This window comes from Rhizobium sp. J15, from assembly GCF_002531825.1.
Taxonomy (GTDB): domain Bacteria; phylum Pseudomonadota; class Alphaproteobacteria; order Rhizobiales; family Rhizobiaceae; genus Rhizobium.
The window spans coordinates 39,798-55,504 of record NZ_NWSX01000006.1 but is presented as its reverse complement, the minus strand read 5'-3'; the positions used below and the strand labels follow the sequence as shown (position 1 = coordinate 55,504).

Genomic DNA, 15,707 nt, shown 5'->3' with positions numbered 1-15,707 from the left:
ACTATGGATTCTTTCTTTTCGAGCTATGTCTGGCCGGCGATCATCATGATCGGTCAGTCGCTGCTGCTTCTCGTCTGCCTGCTCGTCTTCATCGCCTATGTGCTGCTCGCCGACCGCAAGATCTGGGCGGCCGTGCAGCTGCGCCGCGGCCCGAACGTCGTCGGCCCCTTCGGCCTGTTCCAGTCCTTCGCCGACCTTCTGAAATTCGTCTTCAAGGAGCCGATCATCCCGGCCGGCGCCAACAAGGCGGTCTTCCTGCTGGCTCCGCTGGTGACGGTGCTGCTGGCGCTGTCCACCTGGGCGGTAGTGCCGCTCGCCGACGGATGGGTGATTGCCAACATCAATGTCGGCATCCTCTATATCTTCGCGATCTCGTCGCTCGAAGTCTACGGCATCATCATGGGCGGCTGGGCTTCGAACTCGAAGTATCCCTTCCTCGGCGCCCTGCGTTCGGCCGCACAGATGGTCTCCTACGAAGTCTCGATCGGCTTCGTCATCGTCACCGTGCTGCTCTGCGTCGGTTCGCTGAACCTGACCGATATCGTCAATGCACAGCACACCGGCCTCGGCACGATGCTCGGCCTGCCGGCGTCGTTCCTCGACTGGCACTGGCTGTCGCTGTTCCCGATGTTCATCATCTTCTTCATTTCGGCGCTTGCCGAGACGAACCGCCCGCCTTTCGACCTTCCGGAAGCCGAATCGGAACTCGTCGCCGGCTTCATGGTCGAATACGGCTCCTCGCCGTACATGATGTTCATGCTCGGCGAATATGCGGCCGTCTGCCTGATGTGCTCGTTGACGACGATCCTCTTCCTCGGCGGCTGGCTGCCTCCGGTCGATATCTGGATCCTCAACTGGGTTCCCGGCATCATCTGGTTCATGCTGAAGGCCTGCTTCGTGTTCTTCATGTTCGCGATGGTCAAGGCTTTCGTCCCCCGCTACCGCTACGACCAGCTCATGCGCCTCGGCTGGAAGGTCTTCCTGCCGCTGTCGCTCGCCATGGTCATCATCGTTGCATTCGTGCTGAAACTGATGGGATGGGCATGATGATGTCCGCTCTCGTTTCCGGCAAAATTGGAGGTTGAAGATGGCAAGCTTGTCCGGCTCCATCAACTCGCTGTTTCTCAAGGAATTCGTCGGCGCGTTCTTCCTGTCGATGCGTTATTTCTTCCGCCAGAAGGCGACGATCAACTATCCCTTTGAAAAGGGTCCGGTTTCCCCGCGTTTCCGCGGTGAGCACGCGCTGCGCCGTTATCCGAACGGCGAGGAACGCTGCATCGCCTGCAAGCTCTGCGAGGCGATCTGTCCTGCCCAGGCGATCACCATCGAAGCCGGTCCCCGCCGCAACGACGGCACGCGCCGCACAGTGCGCTACGACATCGACATGGTGAAGTGCATCTATTGCGGCTTCTGCCAGGAAGCCTGCCCCGTTGACGCGATCGTCGAGGGTCCGAATTTCGAATTTGCGACGGAAACCCGCGAAGAACTCTATTTCGACAAGGCGCGGCTTCTGGATAACGGAGACCGGTGGGAGCGCGAAATCGCCCGCAACATCGCGATCGATTCTCCGTACCGCTGATTGACGTTTTGAAATGCTGCGAGGGAGCCCGAGTGCTCCTCCCGCGGTCAATATGCACAGGAGCTTTGCCGGCCAGCGCCGCGGAAAGCTCCATCGGGCAGGGAAACTCCCGGCTGCCCGGGGGAAGATGAAAAAGGCACCAACATGGGTCTGCAGGCTCTATTTTTCTATCTTTTCGCCTTTGTCGCGATAGCGTCGGCGTTCATGGTCATCTGGGCGAAGAACCCGGTTCACTCGGTTCTGTTTCTGATCCTGGTGTTCTTCAATGCGGCCGGCCTCTTCCTGCTGGCGGGTGCCGAATTCCTGGCGATGATCCTGCTCGTCGTTTATGTCGGCGCGGTCGCGGTTCTCTTCCTCTTCGTGGTGATGATGCTCGACATCGATTTCACCGAGCTTCGCGCCGGTGTTCTCGAATATGCGCCGATCGGCGCGCTGATCGGAATCATTCTCGCAGCCGAGCTGATTGTCGTCATCGGCGGCAGCGTCATCTCGCCCGATATTGCCAAGTCCGTCGCCATGCCGATCCCGGCACTCAGCGAGCGCACCAATACGGCCGCCCTCGGCGACGTGCTCTACACCAACTACGTCTATTTCTTCCAGATCGCCGGTCTGGTGCTGCTGGTTGCCATGATCGGCGCCATCGTCCTGACGCTCAGGCACCGCACCAACATCAAGCGGCAGAACATTTCCAGGCAGGTTTCCCGCACGCCCGCCACCGCCGTCGAGGTGGTTTCGGTCAAGCCGGGGCAGGGCGTCTAAAGGCAGGTCAAGGAACAAAGAACATGGTCATCGGACTTTCCCACTACCTGACGGTCAGCGCCATCCTCTTCACGCTCGGCGTCTTCGGCATCTTCCTGAACCGCAAGAACGTCATCGTCATCCTGATGTCGGTCGAACTGATCCTGCTTGCCGTCAACATCAACATGGTCGCCTTCTCCCATTTCCTGAACGACATCGTCGGCCAGGTCTTCGCGCTGTTCATCCTGACGGTCGCGGCTGCCGAGGCGGCGATCGGTCTTGCAATTCTCGTTGTCTTCTACCGCAACCGCGGCTCGATCGCGGTCGAAGACGTCAATATGATGAAGGGCTGAGTGGCTCATGTTCCTCTATAAGGCTATCGTCTTTCTTCCCTTGATCGGCGCGATCATCGCCGGCCTGTTCGGCCGCGCCATCGGCGCCAAGGCTTCGGAATATGTCACCAGCGGCCTGATGATCATCGCCGCCATCCTGTCCTGGTTCGTCTTCTTCACGGTCGGCATGGGCCACGCCGAAGGCGGCCCGATCAAGGTCGAGGTGCTGCGCTGGATCCAGTCCGGCGGCATCGATGTCTCCTGGTCGCTGCGTATCGATACGCTGACCTCCGTCATGCTGATCGTCGTCAACACGGTCTCGACGCTGGTTCACGTCTATTCGATCGGCTACATGCACACCGATCCGCATCGCCCGCGCTTCTTTGCCTATCTCTCGCTCTTCACCTTCGCCATGCTAATGCTGGTGACGGCGGATAACCTGGCCCAGATGTTCTTCGGCTGGGAAGGCGTCGGTCTTGCTTCCTATCTCCTGATCGGCTTCTGGTTCAAGAAGCCGTCGGCAACCGCTGCGGCGATGAAGGCCTTCATCGTCAACCGCGTCGGCGACTTCGGCTTCGTGCTCGGCATTGCCGGTGTCTTCGTGCTGTTCGGCTCGATTGGTTTCGACACGATCTTCGCCAATGCTTCGAACTTCGCTCCGCATGAAGGCGGCGGCGAGGCGAGCGAGGTGATCCTCAACCTCTTCGGCATGCAGCTCGACAAGGCGCATGCGCTGACTGGCATCTGCCTGCTGCTCTTCATGGGTGCCATGGGCAAGTCGGCCCAGTTTCTGCTGCACACCTGGCTGCCGGACGCGATGGAAGGCCCGACCCCGGTCTCGGCTCTCATCCATGCCGCAACCATGGTCACCGCCGGCGTCTTCCTCGTCGCCCGCATGTCGCCGCTCTTCGAACTGTCGCACGATGCGCTCGTGGTCGTCACCGTGATCGGCGCGATCACCGCCTTCTTCGCGGCGACCGTCGGCCTCGTGCAGAACGACATCAAGCGCGTCATCGCCTATTCCACATGCTCGCAGCTCGGCTACATGTTCGTGGCGCTCGGGGTAGGGGCCTATGGCGCGGCGATCTTCCATCTCTTCACGCATGCCTTCTTCAAGGCGCTGCTCTTCCTCTGCGCCGGCTCGGTCATCCATGCCGTCGATGGCGAGCAGGACATGCGCTACATGGGTGGCCTGCGGCCGCACATCAAGGTGACGTTCTGGATGATGATCATCGGCACGCTGGCGATCACCGGCGTCGGCATTCCCTTCACGCCGATCGGCTTTGCCGGCTTCTTCTCGAAGGACGTGATCATCGAGGCGACCTATGCTTCGCACTCGCCCGTCTCCGGCTTCGCCTTCTCGCTGCTGGTCATCGCGGCTCTGTTCACGAGCTTCTATTCCTGGCGTCTGATCTTCATGACTTTCTTCGGCAAGCCGCGCGCTTCGCACGAAGTCATGCACCATGTTCACGAGTCGCCGCAGGTCATGCTGGTTCCGCTCTATCTGCTGGCGATCGGCGCGGTGCTTGCGGGCGTGATCTTCGAAGGCCGCTTCTACGGCGAAGAATATGCCGAATTCTGGAAGGGCGCGCTCTTCACGGGTGCAGAAAACGAGCTGGTGGAAGAATTCCACCACGTGCCTGCGCTCGTGGCCTTGAGCCCCTTCATCGCCATGGTGCTCGGCTTCGTTACCGCCTGGTACATGTATATCCGCTCGCCGCAGACGCCGCGCATCCTCGCCAAGCAGCATCGGGTGCTCTACCATTTCCTCTTGAACAAGTGGTATTTCGACGAGCTCTACGACTTCCTCTTCGTCGGTACCGCGCGAGCCCTTGGCCGCTTCCTGTGGAAGAAGGGTGACGTCGGCGTCATCGATACCTACGGCCCGAATGGTGTCGCCGCCCGCGTCGTCGCCGTTACCGACCGCGTGGTCCGTCTGCAGACCGGTTACCTCTATCACTATGCCTTCGCCATGCTGATCGGCATTGCGGCGCTCGTTACCTGGATGATGCTCGGGAGTTCCTTCTGATGACCGATTGGCCTATTCTTTCAACGGTCACCTTCCTGCCGCTCGTCGGCGTGGTGCTTCTGCTGCTGATGAACGGCGAGAGCGAAAGCGGCCGCAAGAACGTGCTGTGGATCTCGCTGATCACCACCGTCTTTACCTTCGTCGTCTCGCTCTTCATCTGGATCGGCTTCGACAATGCCAATCCGGGCTTCCAGATGATCGAGAAGCACAACTGGCTCGGCACCGGCATCGGCTACCATGTCGGCGTGGACGGTATCTCGATGCTGTTCGTGATCCTGTCGACCTTCCTCATGCCCTTCTGCGTGCTGGCGAGCTGGCTCTCGATCGAGAAGCGCCTGAAGGAATACATGATCGCCTTCCTCATCCTGGAAACGATGATGATCGGCGTGTTCGTCTCGCTCGATATCGTGCTCTTCTACGTCTTCTTCGAAGCGGGCCTCATTCCGATGTTCCTGATCATCGGCGTCTGGGGCGGCAAGGACCGCGTTTACGCGAGCTACAAGTTCTTCCTCTATACGCTGCTCGGCTCGGTGCTGATGCTGCTCGCCATTATGGCGATGTACTGGCAGGCCGGCACGACCGACATCACCGCGCTGCTCGCCTACAAGTTCCCGCCGGCAATGCAGACCTGGCTATGGCTCGCCTTCTTCGCCTCCTTCGCGGTGAAGATGCCGATGTGGCCGGTCCATACCTGGCTTCCGGATGCCCACGTTCAGGCGCCGACGGCAGGTTCGGTCATCCTGGCGGGCGTGCTGCTGAAGCTCGGCGGCTACGGCCTCATCCGCTTCTCGCTCGGCATGTTCCCGGTCGCGTCCGATTATTTCGCGCCGTTCGTCTTCGCCTTGTCCGTCATCGCCATCATCTACACCTCGCTGGTGGCGATGATGCAGGACGACATCAAGAAGCTGATCGCCTATTCCTCGGTGGCGCACATGGGCTACGTGACCATGGGTATCTTCGCCGCCAACATGCAGGGCGTCCAGGGTTCGATCTTCCAGATGCTGTCGCATGGCATCGTCTCCGGCGCGCTCTTCCTGTGCGTCGGCGTCGTCTATGACCGCACCCATACCCGCGAGATCAACGCCTATGGCGGCCTCGTCAACAACATGCCGAAGTATGCCGTCGCGATGATGGTCTTCACCATGGCCAATGTCGGGCTTCCCGGCACGTCGGGTTTCATCGGCGAATTCCTGACGCTGATCGGCGTCTTCCGGGTCAACACCTGGGTCGCGCTCTTTGCCGCCACCGGCGTCATCCTCTCGGCCGCTTATGCGCTTTGGCTTTATCGCAGGGTGATCTTCGGCGCGCTGGAAAAGGAAAAGCTGAAGGCACTGCTCGATCTTTCCAGACGCGAACAGCTCATCCTCTACCCGTTGATCGCGCTGACCATCTTCTTCGGCGTTTACCCGGCTCCGGTCTTCGATGCGACGGCCGCCTCGGTGGATCTGCTGGTCAACAACTACACGGCCGCCGTGCACGCAGCGCAGAATGTTGCGCTGTCTATGAATTGATGACGGGACTTATCGGACATGACCGCTGAAACAATCCTCCTCAGTCTGCATCTTTCCGCGCCGGAGCTCATCCTCGCGGTCGGCGCCCTTGTCCTGCTGATGGTCGGCGTCTTCTCAGGCGAGCGGTCGGGCCCCGTCGTCACCGGCCTTGCTATCGTCCTGCTCCTGGCTTCCGGCCTGTGGCTGCTCTTCGTTCCGGCGGAAGGCCTTGCCTATGGCGGCGTCTATATGGCCGATGGCTTCTCCCGCTTCATGAAGCTGGTGGCGCTCATCGGTTCGCTGGTCGCCCTGTTCATGACGATGGGCCATGCACGCGAAAACCAGCTCGACAAGTTCGAGTTCCCGGTTCTCCTGGTGCTGGCGACCCTCGGCATCTTGCTGATGATCTCGGCCAACGACCTGATCTCGCTCTATCTCGCACTGGAACTGCAGTCGCTGGCGCTCTATGTCGTCGCTGCGATCAACCGCGATAGCCTGAAGTCGACCGAAGCCGGCCTGAAATATTTCGTCCTCGGCGCTCTGTCCTCGGGCATGCTGCTCTACGGCATGTCGCTGGTCTACGGCTTCACCGGCCACACCCATTTCTCCGAGATCGCCCAGGCGCTGTCCGTCGAGGGCGCGCGTTCGCTCGGCCTCGTCTTCGGTCTGGTCTTCATTCTTGCCGGCATCGCCTTCAAGATTTCGGCCGTTCCCTTCCACATGTGGACGCCAGACGTGTACGAAGGTGCTCCGACGCCGGTGACCGCCTTCTTTGCTGCAGCCCCCAAGGTTGCCGCCATGGCGATGATGACCCGCATCGTCATCACCGCTTTCCAGCCGGTTCTGGCGGACTGGCAGCAGGTCGTCGTCTTCATCTCGATCGCCTCGATGCTGCTCGGCTCCTTCGCCGCGATCGGCCAGAAGAACATCAAGCGACTGATGGCCTATTCCTCGATCGGCCACATGGGTTACGCTCTGGTCGGTCTTGCCGCCGGTAATCAGACAGGTGTTTCCGGCGTCATGCTTTACATGGTCATCTACATGATCATGACGCTCGGGACCTTTGCGATCATCATGTCGATGCGCCGCAAGGACGGCACCGTCGTCGAGAATGTCGACGATCTCGCCGGCCTCTCGACCACCAACCCATTCATGGCTGTGGTGCTGACAGCGCTGATGTTCTCGCTTGCCGGCATTCCGCCGCTCGCCGGCTTCTTTGCGAAGTACTTCGTCTTCGTCGCCGCCATCGAGGCCAAGCTCTATGCGCTCGCCATCATCGGTGTTCTCGCCTCCGTCGTCGGCGCCTACTATTATCTGCGCGTCATCAAGCTGATGTGGTTCGACGAAGCAACCGGCGAATTCGCTCGTGTCTCCGGCTCGTTGCGCCTGGTCTTCGGTCTCTCCGGCCTCTTCGTCACCGCCTATGTCCTCATCGGCGGACCGATCGGCGGCGCGGCAGCGCTTGCCGCCGCGACGCTCTTCTGATGGCCTCCGACGGACGACGCCGGATATCGCTCGGCGATTTCCGGCACGAGGCTCTGTCGGAAACATCGTCTACCAATAGCGAATGCCTTGCCCGGGCTCGGGCAGGCGAGGGCGGAAACCTATGGATAACCGCTGAAAGGCAAACCGGCGGCCGTGGCCGTCGCGGTCGGCTATGGGTTTCCGAGCGCGGCAATCTCTATGCCTCGCTTCTCCTGATCGACCCCGCGCCGATGGAACGGCTCGGCTCTCTGCCGCTGGCGGTCGCAGTCGCCGTGCATCAGGCGATCCGCCAGGTGCTGCCGCCGGGCGCCGAGCCGCTCGAGATCAAATGGCCTAACGACATTCTGATCGGTCGAAAGAAGACCTGCGGCATCCTCGTCGAAGGCGAGGGGCTGCCGGACGGGCGCTATGCGCTGATCGTCGGCATCGGCATCAATGTTTCGGTAGTGCCCGATAATCCGCTCTATCCCGTCACCTGCCTGCGCGAGCAGGGGAGTGCGGCTTCTCCCGAGGAACTCTTCGCCCATCTCTTCGCTGCAATGGCTGACGTGCTCGATATATGGGATCAGGGCCGCGGCATCGGCGCGATTACGGAGCGCTGGCGCACTATTGCCTGTGGCATTGGCGAAAAGATCACGGTCAATTTACCGGACCGGTCGATTTCCGGACAATTCGCCGGGATTGATGATAATGGCTTGTTGATGCTCGATACTGGCGCTGGCAGGATGATGTCTATTGCCGCCGGTGATGTGTTTTTTGGATAGCGGAAAAAACGAAAATTATGGCGAAACAGGACGAATTGGTATTCCTGCCTCTGGGCGGCGTTGGCGAGATCGGCATGAATCTCGCTCTTTACGGCTACGGCCCGCCCGAGCATCGCCAGTGGATCATGGTCGATTGCGGCGTCACCTTTCCCGGCCCCGACCTGCCGGGCGTCGACCTCGTGCTGCCCGATATCCGCTTCCTCGCCAGCGAGCGCAAGAACCTCAAGGCGATCATCATCACCCATGCCCATGAAGACCATTACGGCGCGCTCGCCGATCTCTGGCCGGGCCTCAACGTGCCGGTCTTCGCCTCGGCCTTTACCTCAGGCCTGCTCGAAGCCAAACGCAATTTCGAGAAGGCAACGATCGGTGAAGTGCCGGTGACGCCGTTCAAGGCGGGCGACACGATCAATGTCGGCCCCTTCAGCATCGAAGGTGTGGCCGTCAACCATTCGATCCCCGAGCCGATGTCGCTGATGATCCGCACGCCGGCTGGCAATGTCATCCACACCGGCGACTGGAAGATCGACCACGAGCCCTCGCTCGGCCCCCTGACCGACGAGACGCGCTTCCGCCAGCTCGGCGACGAGGGTGTGCTGGCGCTGATGTGCGATTCCACCAATGCGCTGCGCGACGGTGTTTCGCCCTCCGAGAAGGATGTGTCGGAGAGCCTGCGCAAGATCATCGAGGATGCCGAGGGCCGGGTGGCGATCACCACCTTCTCCTCGAATGTCGGGCGTATCCGCACCGTCGCCGAGGCTGCCGAGGCGGCCGGCCGCGAAGTGCTGCTGCTCGGCAGCTCGCTGAAGCGCGTCGTCGATGTCGCCCAGGATATCGGCCTGATGGAAGGCGTGAAGCCTTTCATATCAGAGGAAGAATACGGCTATATCCCGCGCGACAAGGTCGTCGTCATCCTGACCGGCAGCCAGGGCGAGGCGCGCGCAGCCCTTGCCAAGCTTTCCCGCGACGAGATGCGCAATGTGGCATTTGCGGCCGGCGACATCGTCGTCTTCTCCTCGCGCGCCATTCCCGGCAACGAGAAGGCGATCCAGGACATCAAGAACGGCCTCGTCGAACAGGGTGTGCACATCATCACCGACACCGAGGCGCTGGTCCACGTTTCCGGCCATCCCCGCCGCAACGAATTGCAGAGGATGTACGAGTGGACGCGGCCGAAGATCGTCGTCCCCGTCCATGGCGAAGCGACGCATCTGACGGCCCACAAGGAGCTTGCCGAACAATCCGGTATTGCGATCGTGCCGCGCGTGCGCAATGGCGACATCTTGCGGCTGGCGCCCGGTCCCGTCGAGGTGATCGGCGAGGCGCCGCATGGCCGCATCTACAAGGATGGTATGCTGATTGGCGATTTCGACGAGATGGGCATCGGCGAGCGCAAGAAGCTCTCCTATGTCGGCCATGTCGCGGTCAGCATCGTGCTCGATGCGCGCTATGATATCATCGGCGATCCCGATCTCGTTTCGATCGGCCTGCCTGTTTATGACGACGAGGGCGACGAGATGGAAGATACGCTCTACGACGCGGCGATCGGCGCCATCGAGAGCATTCCGCGTGCCCGCCGCAAGGATATCGACATGCTGCAGGAAGCCGTGCGCCGCGCCGTCCGCGCCGCCGCGAACCAAACCTGGGGCAAGAAGCCTGTTGTCACCGCCTTCGTCACCAAGGTCTGAGCATGCTCGGCCGCGTGAACCATATCGCCATTGCCGTTCCTGATCTCGCCGCGGCGACGGCCGCCTATCGCGATACGCTGGGTGCTGCCGTTTCTGAGCCGCAGACCCTGCCGGAGCACGGCGTCACCGTCGTCTTCGTCGAACTGCCGAACACCAAGGTCGAATTGCTGCAGCCGCTCGGCGACGCCTCGCCGATCGCGGCCTTCCTCGAAAAGAACCCCGCCGGCGGTATGCACCACATCTGCTACGAGGTGGAGGATATCCTTCTCGCTCGTGACCGGCTGGTCGGGGCAGGTGCAAGAGTGCTCGGCGATGGTCAGCCGAAGACCGGCGCGCACGGCAAGCCGGTGCTCTTCCTGCACCCCAGGGATTTCTTCGGTACGCTGATCGAACTCGAGCAGGCCTGAGTGCTGCGGCAGAGTGACCTAACGGTGGTCAAACATTTCCTTCGCTTTGAGTTGGCCGCCATTCCGCCGTATAAAGATGCTTCAGGGCAATTCCAGCAGCACTGCGCTGGGTTTGCGTCTTGAATTGCGCAAAGACTGCGGCGCCGAGCCGGCATGAACGGGAACCATGATGCTCCAGATTTTTCTCCAGGGATTTGCCGTCTATTTCATCATATGGTGGATGACGCTGTTCGCTGTCCTGCCGATCGGCCTGCGCACCCAGGCCGAGGATAACGACGTGGTGCTTGGCACCGTCCCGAGCGCGCCCACCCGTTTTCGCGCTGGCTTCGTCTTTTCCCTGACGACGCTGATTTCGGCTGTGATCTACGGCGTCTGGTATGTGTCCGACACCTATTTCGGCTGGGGCTTCGATGCTCTTCCACAATTCGGGCCGAGCTTCTATTAAGAAGTAGCTTTTGCTCAAAGTTTGAGCAGATGTAAATGCAGGAGACGGTATACCGTCATACCAGCGTCATATTGTTACGGCAAAGAGCTTCCGTAACGTAATGAGGCCTGCTTCCTTATGAAGGAGAAGTGGCTTTTGGGAAACGGAAGAAGCCGAAAAACCAAAAAAAAACAAGGCTAAAAGCCTTGTTTTAAGTATCGCGTGATCTGTAACCGTTGCCGGGGCTGCGACGAGCGCGCCTAAGATCTGATCCTCCCAAGACTTGACCGCGAAATGGCAAGAATTAACTTCCTTGCCTGTTTTGTGAGCTAAAGCTAGCTCAAACATTGGGCTTTGTCATTACCTTTTTTTGCATTTTTGCTACACCCTAGCAAAATTTTTCTGTTGACAAGATTTTCGTTCAAGTCCTTATAAACACGCGCTTTTTCATGCCCTTTCATTTTGCGGGTGCGAACATGCGCGTGCGGGAGGTTTCCAAGGTCCGTTGCGGGTTTCCTTCCTGCCGCGAAGCGGCTATGAACGCTCCCGACATTAACAATTGTCTTCGATTCCGCTTTTCCGCGGGATCTCAACTTGTCCGGAATCCGCCATGCGTCTGTCCCGCTATTTCTTGCCCATCCTCAAGGAAAACCCCAAGGAGGCGGAAATCGTCTCCCACCGGCTAATGCTGCGCGCCGGCATGATCCGCCAGCAGTCGCAGGGTATCTATTCCTGGCTGCCGCTCGGCAAGCGCGTGTTGGACAAGGTCAACGCCATCATCCGCGAGGAACAGAACCGCGCGGGCGCTATCGAGCTGTCGATGCCGACCCTGCAATCGGCCGAGCTCTGGCAGGAAAGCGGACGCTACGATGCCTACGGCAAGGAGATGCTGCGCATCAAGGACCGTCAGGACCGGCCGATGCTCTACGGCCCCACCAACGAGGAGATGGTGACGGATATTTTCCGCTCTTCCATCAAGTCCTATAAGGATCTGCCGCTCAACCTCTATCACATCCAGCTGAAGTTCCGTGACGAGATCCGCCCGCGCTTTGGCACCATGCGCTCGCGCGAATTCATGATGAAGGATGCCTATTCCTTCGATCTGACGCGCGAAGGGGCAGAGCATTCCTATAACAAGATGTTCGCCGCCTATCTCAGAACCTTCGATCGGCTCGGCCTGCGCGCCATCCCGATGCGTGCCGACACTGGCCCGATCGGCGGTAATCTCAGCCACGAATTCATCATCCTCGCCGACACCGGCGAATCCGAGGTGTTCTGCCACAAGGATTTCGTCGGCTTCGATATTCCCGGCGACAACACCGATTTCGACAGCGTCGGCGGCCTGAAGGCGATCTTCGACAAGTGGACCTCGCTCTATGCGGCGACCTCGGAAATGCACGACGAGGCGGCCTTTAACGCCGTTCCCGAAGGCGACCGCCTGTCGGCGCGCGGCATCGAGGTCGGCCACATCTTCTATTTCGGCACGAAATATTCCGAGGCGATGGGCGCGAAAGTGCAGGGGCCTGACGGCAAGGAACACTTCGTTCACATGGGTTCCTACGGTATCGGCCCGACACGCCTTGTTCCCGCCATCATCGAAGCATCGCATGATGAGAACGGAATCATCTGGCCGGCGTCGGTCGCGCCCTTCGATGCCGTCGTGATCAACATGAAGGCGGGCGATCAGGCCTGTGACGATACCTGCGAGCTGATCTATGCCGCGCTGACCAAGGCCGGCAAGGACGTGCTCTATGACGATACCGACGACCGGGCCGGCACGAAGTTCGCGACTGCCGACCTGATCGGCGTGCCCGTCCAGATCATCGCCGGCCCGCGCGCGGTCGCGAACGGCGAAGTGGAGGTAAAGGACCGCAAGACGGGTGCCCGCGAAACGATGACCATCGAAGCGGCGATCAACAGGTTCGTGGCTTAAGGAAACGGAGGCGAAATGGCAGAGGCAGCAGTGGACCGGAGTTCAAAATCCGGCTTGGGTCCGGCTGGCAGGCCATTTTCAACCTTCGAACGCCTCGTGGCGTGGCGCTATCTGCGCGCCCGCCGCAAGGAGGCTTTCATATCGGTCATTGCCGGCTTCTCCTTCGTCGGCATCATGCTCGGCGTTGCGACGCTGATCATCGTCATGGCCGTGATGAACGGCTTCCGCACCGAGCTCGTCTCGCGTATCCTCGGCATCAACGGTCATATGATCGTGCAGCCTGTCGACGGGCCTTTCACCGACTATGCCGACCTTGCCGGCAGGCTCGCCGCTGTACCCGGCGTTAAGATGGCGCTGCCTTTGGTGGAAGGCCAGGTGCTCGCCTCCGCCCAGGCCGGCGGCAGCACCGGTGCGCTGGTGCGCGGAGCCCGCGCCGACGATCTGACCAAGCTCAAGACGATTTCCGAGAACATCAAATCGGGCGACATGGTGGGTTACGCTTCCGGCGAAGGCGTCCTCATAGGCACCCGCATGGCCGATCAGCTTGGTCTGCGCGTCGGTGACCTGATTACGCTGACGTCGCCGGACGGAGACGTTACGCCGATGGGCGTCAGCCCGCGCGTCAAGTCCTACAAGATCTCCGGCCTCTTTGAGATCGGCATGTCGGAATATGATTCCTCGATCATCTTCATGCCGCTCGAGGAGGCGCAGCTTTACTTCAATGCCGAAGGGCTGGTGCAGTCGATCGAGCTCTTCGTCGACAATCCCGACGATATCGACAATCTGAGGCCCAAGGTGGAAGAAGCGGCCGGCCGCCAGATCGCCATTACCGATTGGCGCCAGCGCAACCAGACCTTCTTCTCGGCGCTCCAGGTCGAACGCAACGTCATGTTCATGATCCTGACGCTGATCGTGCTGGTCGCGGCGCTGAACATCATTTCCGGTCTCATCATGCTGGTGAAGGACAAGGGCAGCGATATCGCCATCCTGCGCACCATGGGCGCCAGCGCCGGCGCGATCATGCGCATCTTCTTCATGACCGGAGCGGCGATCGGCATCGTCGGCACGCTTGCGGGCGTGCTGCTCGGCGTCGTCGTCTGCGTCAACATCGAATCCATCCGCCAGTTCTTTTCCTGGATCTCCGGCACCGTAATCTTCAATCCGCAGGTCTATTTCCTCAGCCAGCTGCCGGCCGAGATGGATATCAGCGAAACGATCTCGGTGGTCGTCATGGCGCTCAGCCTCTCCTTCATCGCGACCATCTTCCCGGCCTGGCGCGCCTCCAGGCTCGATCCGGTGCAGGCCCTGCGCTACGAATAAGGAATGCCGCCTTCATGAAACGCAACGTCGTTCTCAAGCTTACCGGCGTCGAGCGCCATTACGGGCAGGGCGATACGCTGCTCGCCATCCTGAGAGGCGCGGATTTCTCGCTGTCGAAAGGCGAGATGGTCGCGCTTGTTGCTCCCTCCGGCACCGGCAAATCGACGCTGCTGCACGTCGCGGGTCTGCTCGAACATCCCGACGGCGGTGAAGTCACCATCAATGGCCACGCCTGCGACGGCCTTTCCGACGAGAAGCGTACCGCGATCCGCCGTAGCGAGATCGGCTTCGTCTATCAGTTCCACCATCTCCTGCCGGAATTCTCCGCGCTCGAAAACATCATGATGCCGCAGCTGATCGCCGGGCTGTCCTGGAAGGAAGCCGGCGAGCGGGCTGGTCAGCTCCTCGATTACATGCGCATCGGCCATCGCGGCTCGCATCGCCCGGCTGAACTATCGGGCGGCGAACAGCAGCGCGTCGCGATCGCCCGCGCCGTCGCCAATGCGCCGACCTTGCTTCTTGCCGACGAGCCGACCGGCAATCTCGACCCGGAAACGGCAAGTTACGTCTTCGATGCGCTGGAGGCGCTGGTGCGCCAGTCCGGCCTTGCAGCCCTTATCGCCACCCACAATCACGAGCTTGCCCGGCGCATGGATCGGCGCGTGACGATCTCCGACGGAAAGATCGTCGACTTCTGAGGCTGGGATCAAGGGATGACCAGCCCGCCGCGATAATCGAGCATATAGGCTTTCCGGCCCTCGACCATGATGCATTCATGGCCGTTGAACCGGTCGCAGCCGCCTTCGCTGCGGTCGACATAACGGCCGAGCAGATGGTCGAATTCCATGCCGCCAAGAAACCGGCCTTCCCGATACATGGCCGAGAGAGCTGCCTTGATCACCGTCCCGGCCGCGCTCCCATCGATGAGATCAGGGGCGATGACGCAGCCGAAATAGTTCATCGCCCATACAGGTTGGTCGCCAAGCCATACCACTTCCTGTCCGGCGAAATCCGTGCCGCCGAAATAGCTGTCGAGATAGCGCCAGTCGCCGCGTTCGTATCCGATATCGTGAGAGCCGGGCCGGCAGGGCAGGCGAGGCACACCGTCGCCGACATAGGTAGCGGCCTTGGCCTCGACGATGAAGTCGTTCAGCATCGCGATATCGAGCATTGTCGTTTCCCTCAACTCATCTGCTATGCATGTAACACGGTGGAGAGAACGTAAGAAGAACAAAATCGCGAGTGAGGTCGCAGCTGTTAGATGATCAGCGCGGACCGGTTTTCAGTCGAAATACCGAGCCGGTTGACGAAGGCATTCTCACACCAGCGCTGAGCAAAGCTGATTCGCACGCGCCTCACGGGATTTTTCAAACGCAAGCACGAAGGAAAAGATTCCTGTTGACATCAGAACATAAATGGAACAAATTAAAAACATAACGAGTAAAGGAGAGCCAAATGACTGACATGATCCGTGATATCGCAGCATTCACCTCCATCGCAATGTTCGTTGCCAGCTTC

15 protein-coding genes are annotated in these 15,707 nt (G+C 60.3%); 14 read left to right on the top strand and 1 reads right to left on the bottom strand.

Features of this window, described 5'->3' with window-relative positions:
* Positions 1-3 precede the first annotated feature (3 nt).
* The 14 genes from nuoH (at position 4) to CO670_RS06645 (ending at position 14,887) form a co-directional block, all read left to right on the top strand.
* The gene (nuoH, locus tag CO670_RS06710) at positions 4-1,047 is read left to right on the top strand and encodes an NADH-quinone oxidoreductase subunit NuoH (protein WP_088677238.1); all 1,044 of its coding nucleotides are present in this window, start codon (positions 4-6) and stop codon (positions 1,045-1,047) included.
* 40 nt (positions 1,048-1,087) lie between these two features.
* Positions 1,088-1,579, top strand: a complete 492-nt coding sequence (gene nuoI / locus CO670_RS06705) for an NADH-quinone oxidoreductase subunit NuoI (RefSeq protein ID WP_017959943.1) — start codon at positions 1,088-1,090, stop codon at positions 1,577-1,579.
* Between the two features lie 144 nt (positions 1,580-1,723).
* Positions 1,724-2,338 carry an NADH-quinone oxidoreductase subunit J gene (locus CO670_RS06700; RefSeq protein ID WP_088677240.1) on the top strand — a complete coding sequence of 205 codons (615 nt, stop codon included), beginning with the start codon at positions 1,724-1,726 and terminating at the stop codon, positions 2,336-2,338.
* Between the two features lie 23 nt (positions 2,339-2,361).
* Positions 2,362-2,670, top strand: a complete 309-nt coding sequence (nuoK, locus tag CO670_RS06695) for an NADH-quinone oxidoreductase subunit NuoK (RefSeq protein WP_010066755.1) — start codon at positions 2,362-2,364, stop codon at positions 2,668-2,670.
* 7 nt (positions 2,671-2,677) lie between these two features.
* Entirely contained in the window at positions 2,678-4,678 is a 2,001-nt protein-coding gene (gene nuoL, locus CO670_RS06690) for an NADH-quinone oxidoreductase subunit L (protein WP_097589542.1), read from the top strand.
* Entirely contained in the window at positions 4,678-6,189 is a 1,512-nt protein-coding gene (locus CO670_RS06685; RefSeq protein WP_097589541.1) for an NADH-quinone oxidoreductase subunit M, read from the top strand. Before nuoL ends, CO670_RS06685 begins: the two co-directional genes overlap by 1 nt.
* A gap of 18 nt (positions 6,190-6,207) precedes the next feature.
* The gene (gene nuoN / locus CO670_RS06680) at positions 6,208-7,653 is read left to right on the top strand and encodes an NADH-quinone oxidoreductase subunit NuoN (protein ID WP_097589540.1); all 1,446 of its coding nucleotides are present in this window, start codon (positions 6,208-6,210) and stop codon (positions 7,651-7,653) included.
* On the top strand, positions 7,653-8,417 hold the full coding sequence (locus tag CO670_RS06675) for a biotin--[acetyl-CoA-carboxylase] ligase (RefSeq protein ID WP_097589539.1): 765 nt from the start codon (positions 7,653-7,655) through the stop codon (positions 8,415-8,417). Before nuoN ends, CO670_RS06675 begins: the two co-directional genes overlap by 1 nt.
* A 17-nt stretch (positions 8,418-8,434) precedes the next feature.
* On the top strand, positions 8,435-10,105 hold the full coding sequence (locus CO670_RS06670; RefSeq protein WP_088677245.1) for a ribonuclease J: 1,671 nt from the start codon (positions 8,435-8,437) through the stop codon (positions 10,103-10,105).
* A gap of 2 nt (positions 10,106-10,107) precedes the next feature.
* The gene (mce, locus tag CO670_RS06665; RefSeq protein WP_097589538.1) at positions 10,108-10,512 is read left to right on the top strand and encodes a methylmalonyl-CoA epimerase; all 405 of its coding nucleotides are present in this window, start codon (positions 10,108-10,110) and stop codon (positions 10,510-10,512) included.
* 169 nt (positions 10,513-10,681) lie between these two features.
* Positions 10,682-10,957, top strand: coding sequence for a DUF1467 family protein (locus CO670_RS06660; RefSeq protein WP_088688227.1), 276 nt, complete (start codon positions 10,682-10,684; stop codon positions 10,955-10,957).
* Between the two features lie 589 nt (positions 10,958-11,546).
* A complete protein-coding gene (gene proS, locus CO670_RS06655; protein WP_097589537.1) occupies positions 11,547-12,869 on the top strand; it encodes a proline--tRNA ligase in 1,323 nt (440 codons plus the stop codon).
* A 15-nt stretch (positions 12,870-12,884) separates the two neighbouring features.
* Entirely contained in the window at positions 12,885-14,189 is a 1,305-nt protein-coding gene (locus tag CO670_RS06650; protein WP_097589536.1) for a lipoprotein-releasing ABC transporter permease subunit, read from the top strand.
* 14 nt (positions 14,190-14,203) lie between these two features.
* Complete coding sequence (locus CO670_RS06645; protein WP_097589535.1) at positions 14,204-14,887, top strand: ABC transporter ATP-binding protein; 684 nt, start codon at positions 14,204-14,206, stop codon at positions 14,885-14,887.
* Positions 14,888-14,895: 8 nt separating this feature from the next.
* Here the strand turns inward: CO670_RS06645 and CO670_RS06640 are convergent, their stop codons facing one another.
* Positions 14,896-15,360 carry a DUF5680 domain-containing protein gene (locus CO670_RS06640; RefSeq protein WP_097589534.1) on the bottom strand — a complete coding sequence of 155 codons (465 nt, stop codon included), beginning with the start codon at positions 15,358-15,360 and terminating at the stop codon, positions 14,896-14,898.
* Positions 15,361-15,707: the final 347 nt, after the last annotated feature.